We start from the raw sequence: 12455 nt of genomic DNA on the forward strand, positions 1-12455 counted from the left end.
CGACCTATTTCCCGGGAGCCGTCGCCGCGATGGTGCGGACGGCCTGGGTGATCTGGGTGTCGGTGAGGTCGCCGCGGGCGGTGAGGCGCAGGCGGGAGATGCCGTCGGGGACGGACGGGGGGCGGAAGCAGCCGACGGCCAGGCCGGCCGTGCGGCAGTCGGCGGCCCACTGGACGGCGGCTTCGGGGGTGGGGGCCTGGACGGAGACCACGGCGGCGTCGGGGGTGCTCGCGAGCAGGCCGGCCTCGGTGAGCTGGGCGGAGAGGAGGCGGGCGACCTCACGGGCGCGGTCCGCGCGCTGCGGCTCGGCCTTGAGCAGGCGCAGGGCGCCCAGCGCCGCGCCGACGGCGGCCGGGGCGAGGCCGGTGTCGAAGATGAAGGTGCGGGCGGTCTCGGTCAGGTGCCGGATCACCCGGGCGGGCCCGAGCACGGCCCCGCCCTGGGAGCCGAGGGACTTGGAGAGCGTCACGGTGGCCACGGTGTCCGGCTGGCCGGCCAGCCCGGCGGCGGCCGGCGCGCCCCGGCCGCCGGGGCCGAGCACCCCGAGCCCGTGCGCGTCGTCCACCAGCAGCGCGGCGCCGTGCGCGCGGGCCGCGGCGGAGAGCTCGGGCAGCCGGGCGGCGTTGCCGTCCACCGAGAAGACGGTGTCGCTGACCACCAGCGCCCGTCGGTGGCTGCGGGCGGCCAGGGCCTCGGCCACGGCGGCCGGGTCGTCGTGCGGGGCGCGGTGCACGTCGCTGCGGGAGAGCCGGCAGCCGTCGATCAGCGAGGCGTGGTTGTAGGCGTCCGAGACGATCAGAGTGTCCGGGTCGGTGAGCGCGGTGAGCGCGGCGAGGTTGGCCGCGTAGCCGGAGGAGAAGACCAGCGCCGCCTCCACCCCGCAGAACTCGGCCAGCTCCTGCTCCAGCTCGGTGTGCAGCGCCGTGGTGCCGGTGACGAGCCGGGAACCGGTCGCGCCGCCGCCCCAGCGCAGCGCGGCGTCGGCGGCCGCCCGGGTGACGGCCGGGTGGTGAACCAGCCCGAGGTAGTCGTTGCTCGCGAGGTCGAGCACCGGGTCCTGGGCGGGCCTGCTGCGCAGCGTCCGGGTCAGACCGGCGCGGGCGCGCAGCTCGGCGGCCTCGTCGAGCCAGTCGAAGACGGCGCCGGGTGCGAGTGGCAGCGCGGCGGCGGGGGCGGCGGAAGGCTGGACCATGACCCGAACTCTGTCACCCGCCGACCGCACCGGGCAATGTGCGTCGTGGCACACACGACCGGCGACACGCCCGGACGCCGCTCGTGCACGATCCGCCCGTTCGGCCCGGACGCCCATCGCCCGCGAAGCAACTCCCTTGCCCCGGGGGCCGTCCGAGGCCGACCAGGCGCCGCCACCGAACCTCCACGAACTGACGGCCCGAAAGGTTGTTAGGTAAGGCTCACTTGCCCTAGTGTCTGCGCCGCCCCTCACTCTCCCGTCCCCCGTGGAGCAGCCATGTCCGGATCCCAGATCACCCTGCTGGGCGCCATCGCCGGTTTCACCATCTACCTCGGCCTGCCGATCGGCCGGCTCCGCAACCCGGCGCCGCGCCTGAAGGCCGGTCTGAACGCCGTCGCCATCGGCATCCTGACCTTCCTGCTCTGGGACGTGCTCGGCCACGCCTGGGAGCCGACCGACCAGGCGCTCTCCGACAAGTCCTGGGGCACCGCCGTCACCGGCGGCCTGGTGCTCTTCGCCGGCCTGGCCGTCGGCCTGGCCGGGCTGGTCTACTTCGACCGCTACCAGGCCCGGCGCCGGGCCGGCCAGGGTGCGGGCGGTGCGCAGCCCACGCAGCTGGCCTGGATGATCGCCGTCGGCATCGGCCTGCACAACTTCGCCGAGGGCCTGGCCATCGGCAACTCCGCCGCCAAGGGCGAGCTCTCGCTCGCGGTGCTGCTGATCGTCGGCTTCGGCCTGCACAACGCGACCGAGGGCTTCGGCATCGTCGCCCCGCTCGCGGGCGAGGAGCAGCGGCCCTCCTGGGGCCTGCTGGGTCTGCTCGGGCTGGTCGGCGGCGGCCCCACCTTCGCGGGCACCCTGGTCGGCCAGCACCTGGTGAACGACACCGTGAGCATCGCCTTCCTGGGCCTGGCGGCCGGGTCGATCCTCTACGTCGTGATCGAGCTGCTGGCGGTGGCCCGCCGCGCCGCGCTGAAGGAGCTGACCACCTGGTGCATCCTCGGCGGCCTGCTGCTCGGCTTCGCCACCGACGCGATCGTCACCGCGGCCGGGGCCTGACCCCACCCACGCGAAGGGCCCGGCCGGTCGGCCGGGCCCTCGGCGTTCACCGCGCCGTTCGCGGGGCGAGCCGGCGCTGGGAGCGGGAGGTGTCCGCGAGCTTTGCGGTCTTCTTCCACTCGGGGTAGCGGTCGCCGAAGTGCTGCTCCTCCTTGCCCTCCCGGCGGATCACCACGTAGCCGCCCTTGGTCATCTGGAACGGCGCGGTGACCTTGCCCATCTGGTCGAACTTCCGGCCGCCGCCGGCCTGCGGGTCGAACCACGCCGGGTACACGAAGTTGGAGACCGCCACCGGGCCGACGCCCGTCACGTCGACCTCGTAGGAGTCGGACTCGACCGGGTCGCCGACTTCGTACGCGTACGCGGAGCCGTTGAGGTCGTCGGCCCACAGGTTGACGTGTTCGTCGACCAGGGTCTCGAGCACCTCGTGGCTGAGCACCGCGGAGACCGAGAGCTCACCGCTCAGCACCCTACCGCCGTGGTCGAGCACCGGGGCCGCGAAGACCCGGCCGAAGATGAGGTTGCCCTCCGACTCGGTGTGCCAGCCGAGCGCGCCGGCCTGGTCCGAGTCGTCGAGGACCGCGATCACCCAGGCTCCGGGAGGGGCCTCGGCCTCGCTCGCGGCGTACACCACCGGAATGGGTGCCTTGCCCCAGGCCGGGGCGGCGTCCCGCTGGACCTGGGTGGCGCAGGCCCGGGTCATCGTCTTCACGTCGTCGTCGGTCACCCGTGTCGACTTGTTGACCACTGTGATCACTTGGCTCACTTCCCTCACGCTTGCTGGCCGCACGCACGCGTGGGCGCTGAGCGCCGGACAGGCGCGCGCAGGGCTGCGGCGGGCCGGAGGGAGCTGGATCAGGTGTCGGGCGCGCCACGGCGGTCCGCCGAGCACCCCCATCATCGCGCGCCGCTCCCCGCCATGCACGTGTTGATCCGTCAACTGCCGCGCCCGGCCGCAGCCGGCACCGCAGAAGGGTGAGCACAGCTACGTCTTCTGCAGGGCGCAGGGCCGGTCCACCCATGCTGCTCCGGCCGGCCGCGCTGCTCAGACCGCCCTGGGCGCTCCGGTCAGCCGCGCTGCTCCGGCTGCTCCGCGAGCTGCTTGATGGCGCTCAGCCGGCGGTCCCAGTCGGCGGCCATGGCCGCCATCCAGCGGGCGGTCGCGTCGAGGGCGCTCGGGCGGACCGCGTACCGCACCTCCCGGCCGACGCGGGCGCCGGTCACCAGCCCGGCGGCGTCGAGCACCCCGAGGTGCTTGACCACCGCCTGACGGGAGACCGGCAGTTGCTCGGCCAGCTGGGTCGCCGTGGCCTCGCCATGGGCGGCGAGCAGGTCGAGCAGCTGACGACGGGTCGGGTCGGCGAGCGCCCCGAGCACGCCGTCCACCGCTTGACCCCTGGACTCCTCCGTCACGCCGCCTGCTGTTCCGCGCGCTTGCCGAAGGCCTCGAGCACCTGGGGCCAGCCGCCCGAGTTGTCCGCCACCGCCTTGCTGCGCAGCTCCTCCGGGACGTTCAGCGCGGCGAAGCCGCTCTCCACCACGCGCAGTCGGGTCTGCTCACCCTCCGCCGTCAGGGTGAACTCCACCAGCGTGCTGTTGCCCTCGCGCGGCTCCTCGCCGGGGAAGGCGCTGGCCCACCGGTACGCCAGGTACGTCGGCGGCTGCACCTTCTCCACCCGCACCGGGAAATCCCCGTACTCCGGGTTGCTCGCCACCATCGACTCCCCCTCCCGGGCCACCGTACCCGCCACCGCGGCCGGCTCGGCCACCCAGAAACCGGGCTCGGCCACCAAGGCCCACACCCGCTCCAGGGAGGCCGCGATCAGGATCTCACGCTCGATCTGGTCCGCACTCATCAGGGAACTCCTTCGTCGCTGGTCGCCATCGTGTGCAACTCAAGAGTTGCACATGACCGACCCTAGGTGCAACCACGGAGTTGCGCATCCTGGCAGCGCCGTACGGAGGGGCGTCCGGCACGGCCGTCCGGCTCAACCGGCGGCCGCCGGCTGGGCGAGCACGGCGGTGGCCTGGGCCAGGGTGGCCTTCTGGCGGTCGCGGGCCCGGTCGAGGGCCTCGGCGTTGTGACGGATGGCGGCGGTCTGGATCTCGGTCTCGACCGTCAGCAGGACGGTGGGCAGCCGGGTGCTGAGCTTGCAGGCCACGTCCGCCTCCGCGGTGGCCAGCTCCAGCGCGGAGGGCGTCCCGCCCGACCAGCGCGGATCGTTGTTGGCCCGCCAGATGTCCGCGTACGGGTACCCAGCGGTGCGCATGCAGGCGCTCCAGGCGGCGGTGACGGCGGTGTAGCGGGGGTCGCGCTGGGCCAGCGCGAAGGAGTCGGTGGGGATCCGGTTCAGGTCGGCACTGCCCGCGCTGTAGTCACCGATGCCCAGCTTGCGCCGGGCCTCACCGAGGCAACCGCCGTCCGGGATCGGCACACCCCGCAGCTCGGAGACGCCGCCCTTGCCGCCGTAGACCATCGTCATCTCGGGCGTCGGGTCGGCCGGCTTCACCGCGTTCGGGTCGGGAGCCGGGTCGGCCGGCGGGTGATAGCCGATCCGGGCCACCTCCGCCGCGTCGATCACCCCGTACCGGCGGGCGTTGATCGGGGCGGTCGGCACCGGCGGCTGGCTCTGGTCCGGCCAGTCCAGGCCGAACCGCCGCATGCAGGTCCGGGCCAGTCGCTGCTCGGCCAGCGACACCGTCCGCTGCTGGTCGGCGGGGGTCAGATAGGCGTCGAACGGCAGCCGGATGTCCGCCCCCGAGCGGACCTCCGGGACGGCCGTGGCACTCGGTTCCACGGCGTGGCTCTGGGTGCAGGCAACGGCGAAAAGCAACAGTAGGAGCGAACTGGCGGCGCGAGGGCGCATCCTGGGTCCTTCTTGGTCCGTCTTCGTCCGGTACGGTCGGGCCCGCCCGGGGCGGGGCACCTTGCCCGTGCCCCGCCCCGGGCGCTGCGGTCAGCTGTAGTAGACGGTGCCGCAGGTGTAGCCGAAGTGGTGCGAGTTCATGTTGTCGTTGGCGCTGAGACCGTTGCTGAGACCGATCGCGCTGAAGTCGCCGATCCACCGGCCGGCGGCCACCGTGAAGCACGGACCGGAGTAGTTGGAGTTGTAGTAGAACGCGACGTTCTTCGAGAAGTCGCCGTTGTCGACGCTGCTGACGTTCGTCCCCACCCCGTCACCCCGGTAGAGCGCGGTGTTGGTGCCGGCGTAGGTGATGTTCGTCCAGGTGGATCGCGAGTAGAAGTCCACCCGCTCGGCGCCCGACCAGTAGGAGTCGCTGTACAGGCAGAGGTAGCCGTTGGCACAGGCGGTGCTGGCGCTGGCCGAGCTGACGCCGACACCGGTGGCGGCCAGCGCGAGCAGGCCGGCGGCCGCGAGGTTCCTGAGGCGCATGAGAATCCGTTCTCCCCGTGGAAGGTTTGTCCGGGAGCCGTCCTGGCCCCCGACCAGAGCCTCGCCCACCGGCCGCTCCCGCGGCTTGTAAAAATGCGAACTCCATTACCGGAACGCCTAGTTCACACTTATCGCGCCAACTCCCGGTCGCTGTTGGGCAGTACGGCGGTGGTCACCTCACCGGTCAGCCGGTCGGTCGGCTCGGCGCCGATCTCGGACGCCCGGTGGGCGAGGAACTGCGAGGGCGTACAACCGAGCGTCGCGCGGAACTCCCGGCTCAGGTGTGCCTGGTCGAAGTACCCGCTCCTCAGGGCGACTTGGGCACCGTCCCGGTCCGGCGCGTCCCGGTACTCGCGCAGCGCGCGCTGCAGCCGCAGGATGCGCGCGCAGCTCTTGGGCGGCAGGCCGACCTGCTCGCGGAACAGCATTTCAAGACGGCGCCGGCTCCAGCCCACCTCATCGGCCATCTCCTGCACCCCGACCTGCCCCGCGTTGAGGTTCAGCTCCCGCCACACCCACTCGACGGCGGGCGCCCACGGCCGGCTGTCGGCCAGCCGGCCGAGCAGGAAGCCGTCCAGCAGCCGCGCCCTGGCCTCCCAGCCGGGCGCCTCGAAGAGCTGCTCCCGCAGCCGCCCGGCCGTGCCCGGGCCGAGTGCGTCGGCCAGGTCGACCCACTGGTTGGTCAGGTCCCCCAGCGCCGGCCCGAACACCCCGTACGCCGCCCTCGGGGTCATCGAGACGGCGATCCCGTGCAGCCGTCCGTTGTGCTCACCGACCGTTCCCGTCCGGCGCATGCCCGCGACAAGCGAGCTGTACGACGCGGCCACCCCCGGCGTCACCGCATCGACCAGCCGGATCGGCCCGTCGAAGCCGAACACCATGGTCATCACCGCGGTCGGCACCTCCAGCCGCCGTCGCGGGTGCCGCAGATCCATCCGGTAGCCCCGGTACTCCAGCACCTGCCCCCGCAACCCACTCGCGGGCGGCCGCACCGCCAACTCCCACGTCCCGCCGTCTGCCGTCCGCCCCCATGTAGTCGCCACACCATGCCCCCGTCCCGTCCGGCGGCGTCCCCCGTACGGATCTGCCGCTCCGTCAGATGACGTGGCGCATGGTGCCACGCCCGGGCCGTTCGCACACCAGGGCCTCCACGAGGCAGCCACCCCACCCGGCAGGACAACCTCGTCGGACTCCGCAAAAGGAGTTTGAGGCCGCCGGCGCGCGTGCTGTACTTGGCGGATGGGGGTTGCTGACGGTCGGATGCGATTGCGGGTGGCGAGCCACCCTGTGGCCGACTCCGCATCCCGGCTCAGCCGGATCCTGAGCACCGGCCCCATGCTCCGCAACACCTTCCTGCATCCGCCCGACCACCAGGTCGCGTACCTGAACGCGAGCCGCGCCGATCTCCTTCGGATCGGCGCTCTGTTCCGCGTCGCCGCGACGAGCCCGCACAGCGCGATCCACATCCCGGTCCCGCCGGGCGCCCGTCCGAAGGCTTCCGCCAACGGCGGCACCCGTCCGCTGCCTGTGCTGCTGGCCCGTGCGGACACGGGACTTCGGCCTTCCGACTGGCCGGATCTGCGGCACAGGATGCGCCGTGGCTCGGCGCCCTTGCGGGTGACCGCCCCAGCGGCTCGCTCGTCCGATCGGCCCGACGACGTCCGCCGCCGGGCCGATCGCACCCCCGCCCGCTTCGCCGAGTACGCCGAGACGGTGGTCATCACCGCCCCTGCCGAACTTCTGTTCTGGATCGGTGACTGGCTCACCGCCGTCGGCGACAGCGTCGCTCAGGACCGCCACGTCCACCGGCACGGCGAGAGCCTCCTCGGTGACATGGCCGGCTTCTTCGATCCCGGGCGGACGGACCGGCCCATGCACGCGTTCTGCGTCGTCGCCGTCGAGCCGATCTTCCATCAGGCCCGCTGGCGGAAGCAGCGAACGTCCCTCGGATCCGGCGCTTCAGTTGGTGGGCGCAGGCTGTCACATGGCGGCCTCTGACGCACCGGTCAGGATCGGGGCGATCCGCCCGGCGACGGCAGCGGCGTCGACCGGCCGGCTGGTGTCGACGGTCAGGATGGGGCCGCCCAACCGGAGCGGACCGGGGTAACTGGCGCGGATGGCGGCGACCCGTTCGGCCACTTGCTCGGGAGTGAGGCGAGGGTCGAGGTGGCCGGGGTGGCGGATGCGCGCCCGGAAGCGTTCGGAGGCGAGCGCGGCGTCGCAGTCGCAGTGAACCTCGACCAGCAGGCCACCGAGGAGGTGGAGGCGGCTGAGCGCGGTGTCGCGGTGCCACCAGTTGTCGAGGACGGCTCGGCGTGCGTCTGCCGCAACGGCGAAGAGGATCTGATCGCTGGCTCTGCTCAGTCGGCTGCGCCACGCCTGGTCGCCGACACCGAGCGAATCGTAGAGGGACTCCAGGATCACGTCCTTGTCGATGACCGGCAGGCCGAGGTGCTCGGCCAGCCCTCGGGCGAGCGTGCTCTTCCCGCTGCCCGGCAGCCCTGAGACGACAACGAATGCGGCGCTTTCCACGATGCTCAGTATGTCGGGTGAGCTGGTCGGCTGTGGCCTGGCTCCGCTCAACCAGATCGAACTCGAAGATGCGCGGAGCAGCACTAGCTACGGGCGCAGATGCAGAACGGCCGCCCGGCCGGGTCCAGCATCACCACCAGACCCCGTGCCCGGTCCGCCTGTTCCGGCGCCGTCGTGGCCCCGAGAGCCACCAGCTCGGCCTCGGCGGCGTCCACGTCCTCGACGTAGAACTCCATGTGCATCTGCAGCGGCACCTCCGGCGAGGGCCAGGACGGCGGCTGGTAGCCGTCGGCCCGGCGGAAGATCCAGACCGCCCCGGCCACCCCCAGCCAGGCGGAGTCGGCATCCGACCGCAGCAACTCCCCACCGGTGGCCGCCGCGTAGAACTCGGCGAGCGAGCCGGGGTCGGCACAGTCCACCGTGAGGGCGGCGAGTTCGATCATCGGTGGCACGGGCTCTCCTCGATTCGGTTCACGGCAGGGCGAGTTCGGCGGGGTGCTCCGGCGGCCAGCGGTAGCCGAGCTTCTCGGCGGCCTCCTGCGAACCGCCCCAGACCTGCGCCGTGGCGCGGGGATCCTCGGCGGTCAGCCGGGCTTCGAGTTGCTCCGCCTGGTCGGCCGGATCGTCCGCGGAGATCGGCAGCCTGATCCCGAACTGGAGCCAGTGGTCCTTCCGCTCGTCACGGTTGCGGGGATGGCGCAGCACGACGTCGATCCGGTCGGGTTCGCTCCAACCGTCCCAGATCGCCTCGAGCTCGCAGTCCCACGCGGCCAGCCCGTTCCCCTCTCCCGTCAGCTTCGCTTCGAGCAGGTCGGCGACCACGGCGCCTGGCCACTGCCACCGGCGGTCCGCCTCGGCGCGGGCGACCTCGGCGTCGTACTGGGCGGCGGAGAACCGGCAGTCGGCAACGCTGAAATCCTTGTCCATCGGATTGCGCCAGTCCGTCCAGAGCACGTGCTCCGTCTCGCGTCTGATCGTCACGTGGACGACGCCGCAGCACTCCTCCACGCATCCGGGACTGGCGATGCGGACCTCGCGCGGGGTGGTGGTGGCCCGCAGGAGCCCGGCCGAACCCAGCAGGTGCCTCGGCTTGACGCTCCGGTAGCGGGAGTCGGTGAACACGTCCCGCCCGCCGATGACCGGGCGGACCTCCAGCCCGACCTCGGCATCCGGCGGGCAGATGATGCGCAGTTCCAGAACGTCCACGGTGTCAGCCACCGGGCGATAGTGGTCGACCGGGCCACCGCTGTCACCCGAATTACCGTGGCCCGCTGAAGCGTTCCGGGCGTTCGGCGAGGGCCCCGCCGTCGGCCGCCCCGACCCGCACTGCGGCGACCTGCGCCGAAGCCGCGAACGTCGGAGCACAGCAGGCACAACAGGCCGCCCCAGCTCCCCGCCATTGAGCCACCATGTCTCAGAGACATGCCTCAGTCTGGAGAGGGACGGCGGTGAGGGCGAGGCGAGGATCGGTGTCATGTCCCTCCTTGAGCCTGTGCTGTCGGAGCGGTAGGTTCGGCCCGGCGCCATCCAGACGCCTCGATGACCGTGGTGGGGCCATAGCCCTTGGCTGAACGCACCGGGGAGCGCCGCAGTGTTGCTGTACGACGGGGACCGTGCCGAGAGTCTCCACAACGTCGTGGCCGAGCGGTTCGCGCCGCATCGCCTGACAGTCCTGTCCGAGCAACGCCTGAACGGCCGGTTCCGCTCTCTGCATGAGGGCCGGCTGTCGCTCTACGAACTCGGCTACGGCGCCGAAGTCCAAGTAACGCCTGGGGAACTGCCCGACTTCTACAACATTCAGGTCCCGGTTTCCGGCTCCGGCGTGGTCACCCTGGACGGCGCCGTCCTGCCACCCGGCCCGTGGCTGGCTGGTCCCGGCCAGCGGATCTCGATGACATGGGACGGAGCCGCGCTCAACCGGATCCTCATCATTCCGGCTCGCCTGGTCGAACCGGCCGTCCAGGCCCGCTCGGACAAGCCCCCCGGCTCCCTGCCGCGATTTGCCCCGGCACTGGACAGCCGGAATCCGGCGGTGGCCACCTGGCTGGAGTTGGTCCTGAGATTCCAGGAGTTCGTTGCCTCCCCACTGGGCCGTCGCTCGCCACTGGGGCTGGGGCACTTCGAGCGGCTCCTGGTAGACACCCTGGTGGACGCCCAGCCCAGCTCATGGTGCGCTCAGGCCCTGGCCCACGGCCTTGCGGCTGCTCCCTCGGCCCTGCGTCGGGCCGTGGCGTTCTGCGAGGAACACGCGCATGAGGCCGTGTCTGTGGCCGACATCGCCGCAGCTGCGCGTGTCAGCCCGCAGAGCCTCCGAGCGGCCTTCCGGGCCCATCTGGACACCACCCCGCTCGCCTTCCTGCGCCGGGTGCGGCTCGACCTCGCCCACCATGACCTGCGGAGCGTGGCGCAGGGCCGGGCGAGCGGGACGGTGACCGACATTGCGGTCCGGTGGGGGTTCACCCATCTCGGCCGGTTCAGCGCCCACTACCGCGACACTTACGGCGAGTCACCGTCCGCCACCCTGCGCAGCGCCTTCTGACGGACCCCGTGGTGGTCAGTACCAGAGCTGGAACAGACCGCCGTTGCACGGCAGCGTGTACACCTGCCCAGCTCCGTTGCTGTCCAGGCACTCACCGGTCTGGCGGTTCACCAGGTTGAAGCCGTTGGTTCCTCCGGTGGTGACCCACCTCTCCTCCCACTCCTCCCAGTAGTTGGCGGAGTTGCCGCAGTTCTCCAAGTAGGCCATGTCCGGGTTCGGGCGCGTGCCCCAGTAGGCGGTCAGGCAGACGTTGTTCATGCCCGCGGGCTGCTCCTTCCAGTAGGAGCCGTCCTGAATGTCCTGCCAGTCGTAGGCATCCTGCCCACACCCCGTAACAAGGCCGGGGTCACCGGCGTGCAACCCGATCTGGTCGTATGTTCCGCCGACCTTCCACGCCAGGCACTTGTTGGTCGCGCGGTTCTGCCACTTGATGTGGTAACCGTTGGCATGGGCGCTGACGGAGGTACCGAGCAAGACCATGGGGACGGCAGCAGCCATGACACCGGCGATCCGCGCTATGCGTGATTTGCGCATGGAGAGACTCCTCAAGAGGTTGTTGATTGGCTCGGCCAGCACGACGGCACATCAGAAGACCTCCCGACAGAGGCCATTGGCGGGTCGGCCCGCTTCGTGTTCTGTGCCGACTGCGTCCAGGGTCCACCAGAGTCGATCTCGCAGCTATCCACATCTGCGGTCTCCGGATCGGACGTTCGCGGATAGCCGACACGGTGCGCTCCCGGCTATAAGCCGCTCCTCAGCTGCTCCCGTGCCGGACGACGCCGACCGCTGGCTCGACCCGTCGCGCAGAGATCCGGACGAGCTGCGCACCCTGCTGCACGCCCCGCCGGCGGGGAGCTGACGGCGACCGCAGTGTCCGCCGTGGTCAACAACGTCCGCGACACGGCCCGCACCTCGTGGAGTGGTGCCCGATCCGGCCTGACACCCCGGCGCCACGGCCGAAGCCCCGAGCGGGCACCGGTGAGGCGGATGATCCGGCAGACACGGTGGCGCTGCCCGGCGTACTGGGCGAGGAGTTCCCTGTTGAATGAGCGTGTTGAACACGCTCCGGAGGGATACTCGGTGACGTCATGGCGGGTCATCCGGGTCCAGGACAAGTTTGAACTGGGACCACTCGTGTGGGCGCGCGCGTTCGCTGTGACGGTTCGAAGTGGCCCCACCTTCGGTGGCTGCCGACGGTCTGCTTGGATCTGCGCATGACGGATTGGTCGAAGCTCAGCGACGCAGACGGTTCCGCGGAAGGTGTCCCAGCTCTCCTTGACCGGTTCGAGGCCGATCCGCGCGGCGTCTGGTCCGAGCTGATGGACCGGCTGTGCCCGCAGCTCGACACCGCCTTCTCGGCGAGCTTCGCGGCGCTTCCCCGGCTGCTTGAGATCGCAGCCGGCCGAGAGCCCGAGGAGCGAAGCTGGGTTCTCTTCGCGGCAGGGCCGATCGTGTCGTGCGCGCGCCGGTCGCCCGAGGGCTCCACTGTCCGTGAGGTCTACTCATCGCAGATCACGGAGCTCGCGCGGCTCACCGACCAGTGCCTACGTCTGCCCATGGGCGTGGAGGACTACGTCTCAATGGTCCAGATGGCCCTGGCCTTCGAGGGCATCGAGGTCTGGGACGAGTCCCTGGACAACCTGGAGCAATTGTCAATAGTTGTGGACCGAGTGACGCGTGATCAGGCAGCAGCGGCCTCCTCACGTTCGACCAGGACGCCGTTCTCGAACTTCGCGCC

General features: G+C 71.4%; 14 protein-coding genes and 1 pseudogene. 4 read left to right on the forward strand and 11 right to left on the reverse strand.

The annotated features are described in order from the left end of the window. Nucleotides 1-4 precede the first annotated feature (4 nt). On the reverse strand, nucleotides 5-1192 hold the full coding sequence (locus ABT095_RS01830) for an 8-amino-7-oxononanoate synthase (protein WP_350527249.1): 1188 nt from the start codon (nucleotides 1190-1192) through the stop codon (nucleotides 5-7). A gap of 276 nt (nucleotides 1193-1468) precedes the next feature. On the opposite strand from ABT095_RS01830, the gene ABT095_RS01835 reads away from it, so the two are divergent. Then, complete coding sequence (locus ABT095_RS01835; RefSeq protein ID WP_350527250.1) at nucleotides 1469-2251, forward strand: ZIP family metal transporter; 783 nt, start codon at nucleotides 1469-1471, stop codon at nucleotides 2249-2251. Nucleotides 2252-2297: 46 nt separating this feature from the next. Here the strand turns inward: ABT095_RS01835 and ABT095_RS01840 are convergent, their stop codons facing one another. The 6 genes from ABT095_RS01840 to ABT095_RS01865 all read right to left on the reverse strand — a co-directional run bounded on the left by ABT095_RS01840 (nucleotide 2298) and on the right by ABT095_RS01865 (nucleotide 6689). Next, a complete protein-coding gene (locus ABT095_RS01840; RefSeq protein ID WP_350527251.1) occupies nucleotides 2298-3017 on the reverse strand; it encodes a hypothetical protein in 720 nt (239 codons plus the stop codon). A gap of 302 nt (nucleotides 3018-3319) precedes the next feature. Next, nucleotides 3320-3664, reverse strand: coding sequence for an ArsR/SmtB family transcription factor (locus ABT095_RS01845; protein WP_350527252.1), 345 nt, complete (start codon nucleotides 3662-3664; stop codon nucleotides 3320-3322). Beyond that, complete coding sequence (locus ABT095_RS01850) at nucleotides 3661-4107, reverse strand: SRPBCC domain-containing protein (RefSeq protein ID WP_350527253.1); 447 nt, start codon at nucleotides 4105-4107, stop codon at nucleotides 3661-3663. The genes ABT095_RS01845 and ABT095_RS01850 overlap by 4 nt, the downstream gene beginning before the upstream one ends. A 132-nt stretch (nucleotides 4108-4239) precedes the next feature. Beyond that, a complete protein-coding gene (locus ABT095_RS01855; protein WP_350527254.1) occupies nucleotides 4240-5049 on the reverse strand; it encodes a hypothetical protein in 810 nt (269 codons plus the stop codon). A 159-nt stretch (nucleotides 5050-5208) separates the two neighbouring features. Then, nucleotides 5209-5646 carry a peptidase inhibitor family I36 protein gene (locus ABT095_RS01860; protein WP_350527255.1) on the reverse strand — a complete coding sequence of 146 codons (438 nt, stop codon included), beginning with the start codon at nucleotides 5644-5646 and terminating at the stop codon, nucleotides 5209-5211. 128 nt (nucleotides 5647-5774) lie between these two features. Continuing rightward, nucleotides 5775-6689: an AraC family transcriptional regulator gene (locus tag ABT095_RS01865; RefSeq protein WP_350527256.1), complete on the reverse strand. Its 915-nt coding sequence runs from the start codon at nucleotides 6687-6689 to the stop codon at nucleotides 5775-5777. A gap of 292 nt (nucleotides 6690-6981) precedes the next feature. Between ABT095_RS01865 and ABT095_RS01870 the strand changes: the two genes are divergently transcribed. After that, on the forward strand, nucleotides 6982-7644 hold the full coding sequence (locus ABT095_RS01870; RefSeq protein ID WP_350527257.1) for a hypothetical protein: 663 nt from the start codon (nucleotides 6982-6984) through the stop codon (nucleotides 7642-7644). On the opposite strand, the gene ABT095_RS01875 is transcribed toward ABT095_RS01870, so the two are convergent. The 3 genes from ABT095_RS01875 to ABT095_RS01885 all read right to left on the reverse strand — a co-directional run bounded on the left by ABT095_RS01875 (nucleotide 7627) and on the right by ABT095_RS01885 (nucleotide 9396). Next, complete coding sequence (locus ABT095_RS01875; RefSeq protein WP_350527258.1) at nucleotides 7627-8178, reverse strand: P-loop nucleotide/nucleoside kinase family protein; 552 nt, start codon at nucleotides 8176-8178, stop codon at nucleotides 7627-7629. The two genes, ABT095_RS01870 and ABT095_RS01875, sit on opposite strands and share 18 nt — an antisense overlap. 83 nt (nucleotides 8179-8261) lie before the next feature. Next, nucleotides 8262-8621 (reverse strand): VOC family protein, encoded by a 360-nt coding sequence (locus ABT095_RS01880; protein ID WP_350527276.1) that lies wholly within the window; start codon nucleotides 8619-8621, stop codon nucleotides 8262-8264. 28 nt (nucleotides 8622-8649) lie between these two features. Next, nucleotides 8650-9396, reverse strand: a complete 747-nt coding sequence (locus ABT095_RS01885; protein ID WP_350527259.1) for a hypothetical protein — start codon at nucleotides 9394-9396, stop codon at nucleotides 8650-8652. A 373-nt stretch (nucleotides 9397-9769) separates the two neighbouring features. Here ABT095_RS01885 and ABT095_RS01890 point away from each other — a divergent pair, with 373 nt between their 5' ends. Further along, on the forward strand, nucleotides 9770-10717 hold the full coding sequence (locus ABT095_RS01890) for an AraC family transcriptional regulator (protein WP_350527260.1): 948 nt from the start codon (nucleotides 9770-9772) through the stop codon (nucleotides 10715-10717). A 15-nt stretch (nucleotides 10718-10732) separates the two neighbouring features. On the opposite strand, the gene ABT095_RS01895 is transcribed toward ABT095_RS01890, so the two are convergent. Further along, nucleotides 10733-11251 (reverse strand): ricin-type beta-trefoil lectin domain protein, encoded by a 519-nt coding sequence (locus ABT095_RS01895; protein WP_350527261.1) that lies wholly within the window; start codon nucleotides 11249-11251, stop codon nucleotides 10733-10735. 680 nt (nucleotides 11252-11931) lie between these two features. Here ABT095_RS01895 and ABT095_RS01900 point away from each other — a divergent pair. After that, nucleotides 11932-12455: pseudogene (locus tag ABT095_RS01900) on the forward strand (hypothetical protein); the annotation flags it as partial.

The organism is Kitasatospora sp. NPDC002227 (assembly GCF_040296285.1).
In the GTDB taxonomy this organism is placed as follows: Bacteria; Actinomycetota; Actinomycetes; order Streptomycetales; family Streptomycetaceae; genus Kitasatospora.

Excerpts from the sequence above, each read along its gene's own strand:
- ABT095_RS01830 (WP_350527249.1), bottom strand. The coding sequence starts at position 1,192 with ATGGTCCAGCCTTCCGCCGCCCCCGCCGCCGCGCTGCCACTCGCACCC.
- ABT095_RS01835 (WP_350527250.1), top strand. The coding sequence starts at position 1,469 with ATGTCCGGATCCCAGATCACCCTGCTGGGCGCCATCGCCGGTTTCACC.
- ABT095_RS01850 (WP_350527253.1), bottom strand. The coding sequence starts at position 4,107 with ATGAGTGCGGACCAGATCGAGCGTGAGATCCTGATCGCGGCCTCCCTG.
- ABT095_RS01860 (WP_350527255.1), bottom strand. The coding sequence starts at position 5,646 with ATGCGCCTCAGGAACCTCGCGGCCGCCGGCCTGCTCGCGCTGGCCGCC.
- ABT095_RS01870 (WP_350527257.1), top strand. The coding sequence starts at position 6,982 with ATGCTCCGCAACACCTTCCTGCATCCGCCCGACCACCAGGTCGCGTAC.
- ABT095_RS01880 (WP_350527276.1), bottom strand. The coding sequence starts at position 8,621 with ATGATCGAACTCGCCGCCCTCACGGTGGACTGTGCCGACCCCGGCTCG.
- ABT095_RS01895 (WP_350527261.1), bottom strand. The coding sequence starts at position 11,251 with ATGCGCAAATCACGCATAGCGCGGATCGCCGGTGTCATGGCTGCTGCC.